Genomic DNA, 1,743 nt, shown 5'->3' with positions numbered 1-1,743 from the left:
CCGAGTTCCAGGCGATCGCCTTCAAGGCGATTCTCGGCGTCGACCGGTTGCGCCTCTACGCCCTCGATCCTGCCGCCCCGCGTCGCTGCGCGAAGAACCTCGCCGGCATTGGCCTGGACATCACCGCCTGCGCCTCCTCGCAGGAGGCCGTGGAAGGCGCCGATATCATCACTACCGTCACCGCCGACAAGCAGTGTGCCACCGTCCTCACCGACAACATGGTCGGTCCCGGCATCCACATAAACGCTGTCGGCGGCGACTGCCCCGGCAAGACCGAGTTGCACCGCGACATCCTTCTGCGCTCCGACATCTTCGTGGAATACACCCCACAGACCCGCATAGAGGGCGAGATCCAGCAGCTCGGGTCCGAGCACTTAGTGGTCGAGCTCTGGCAGGTGATCGCCGGTAACGCGCCTGGCCGCCGCGACGAGCGCCAGATCACGTTGTTCGATTCCGTAGGCTTCGCGATCGAGGATTTTTCGGCCCTGCGCTATGTCCGCGACCGCCTCAAGAATACTGGCCTCTATGAAGAACTTGATCTTCTCGCCGACCCGGATGAACCCCGCGACTTATACGGCATGATACTGCGCGCCGCCAAGCCGGCTCCCATGATGCCGCGGAGCTGCCCATTGGGATGAGCAGAGTATCCGTGCAGGCGCCGAGGGCCGTCGTGATGATCCGCCCTCACCACTTCACGCCGAATCCGGTCACTGCGGCGGACAATACGTTCCAGGTGCGCGATGAAAAGCGCAAGCCAGATGATCTGGTCGCCGTGGCATATCAAGAAGTCACACGTATGGCGCAAGGACTCGCGGACGCTGGGATCACTGTCCACCTCTACGAGGATAAGTCGGTCGCAACACCCGATTCCGTCTTTCCTAACAACTGGTTTTCGACCCATTCGGGCGGACATGTCGCGATCTATCCGATGTACTCGGAGAATCGAAGACAAGAGCGTCGGGCCGACATCATCGAGATGCTCAAGGCCGAGTACCGGGTTCAGGACGTCATTGATTATTCCGGTCTCGAGAAGGACAGAGTCTTTCTCGAGGGGACCGGTGCTATGGTGCTCGATCACATTGCCCGTGTCGCCTACGTGGTACGTTCCTACAGGGCCAACGAGGTTGCGCTCGAACGGTTCTGCACGCACTTCAATTTCGAACCAATGATCCTTGACGCTGTCGATCGCAGCGGCAAAGCAATCTACCACACCAATGTCCTGATGTGCGTCGGCACTGATTTCGCATTGTTAGGGGCGCAGTTGATTCCTGATTCCGGACGGCGGCGAGAAATCGTTGCGAGGTTGGAAGAAACCGGTCGTCGGGTCGTGGAGCTTTCGATTGAGCAGATCGAAAGCTTTGCCGGCAATGCCATTGAACTGGAGGGCACGGACGGTCGCATTGTTGCTATCTCTGGGCGAGCGTATGCGGCGCTACAGCCGGAACAGATATCGGCAATCGAGCAGTCCGCGAAACTATTGCCGTTCGATGTTTCGACGATCGAACTCGCGGGTGGATCGGTCCGGTGCATGGTTGCAGGGATTCACCTGTCACGGCGTACGCCGCAGCCTGCACAGACGTCGTTCACTGCTAACGGATGGCGAAACACTACGGGCAAATAGGGACTTGGAAAATGTCGCAAACAAGACCGGTCTATTATTTCAACTCCGCGATCGTTCGCGAACCCTCCACCTCGGTCGTCAACGGCCTACGCGCCGATGATCGCGCAGGCCCGATCTATGAA

2 protein-coding genes and 1 pseudogene are annotated in these 1,743 nt (G+C 59.3%); all 3 read left to right on the top strand.

Annotated elements, in window-relative coordinates; all coding sequences use genetic code 11:
- A partial coding sequence (locus EN780_RS33495) for an ornithine cyclodeaminase (RefSeq protein WP_128276398.1) occupies positions 1-638 on the top strand: 638 nt, incomplete at its 5' end.
- Positions 635-1,621 carry an arginine deiminase-related protein gene (locus EN780_RS33490; RefSeq protein WP_128276397.1) on the top strand — a complete coding sequence of 329 codons (987 nt, stop codon included), beginning with the start codon at positions 635-637 and terminating at the stop codon, positions 1,619-1,621. The genes EN780_RS33495 and EN780_RS33490, both read left to right, overlap by 4 nt.
- Positions 1,622-1,632: 11 nt before the next feature.
- Positions 1,633-1,743 (top strand): annotated as a pseudogene (locus EN780_RS41015) (dimethylarginine dimethylaminohydrolase); the annotation flags it as partial.

It is taken from the genome of Mesorhizobium sp. M4B.F.Ca.ET.089.01.1.1 (assembly GCF_004022605.1).
Taxonomy (GTDB): domain Bacteria; phylum Pseudomonadota; class Alphaproteobacteria; order Rhizobiales; family Rhizobiaceae; genus Mesorhizobium; species Mesorhizobium abyssinicae.
The sequence above is the reverse complement of the archived record's forward strand: the minus strand, read 5'-3'. Positions and strand labels throughout refer to the sequence as shown.

Excerpts from the sequence above, each read along its gene's own strand:
- EN780_RS33490 (WP_128276397.1), top strand. The coding sequence starts at position 635 with ATGAGCAGAGTATCCGTGCAGGCGCCGAGGGCCGTCGTGATGATCCGC.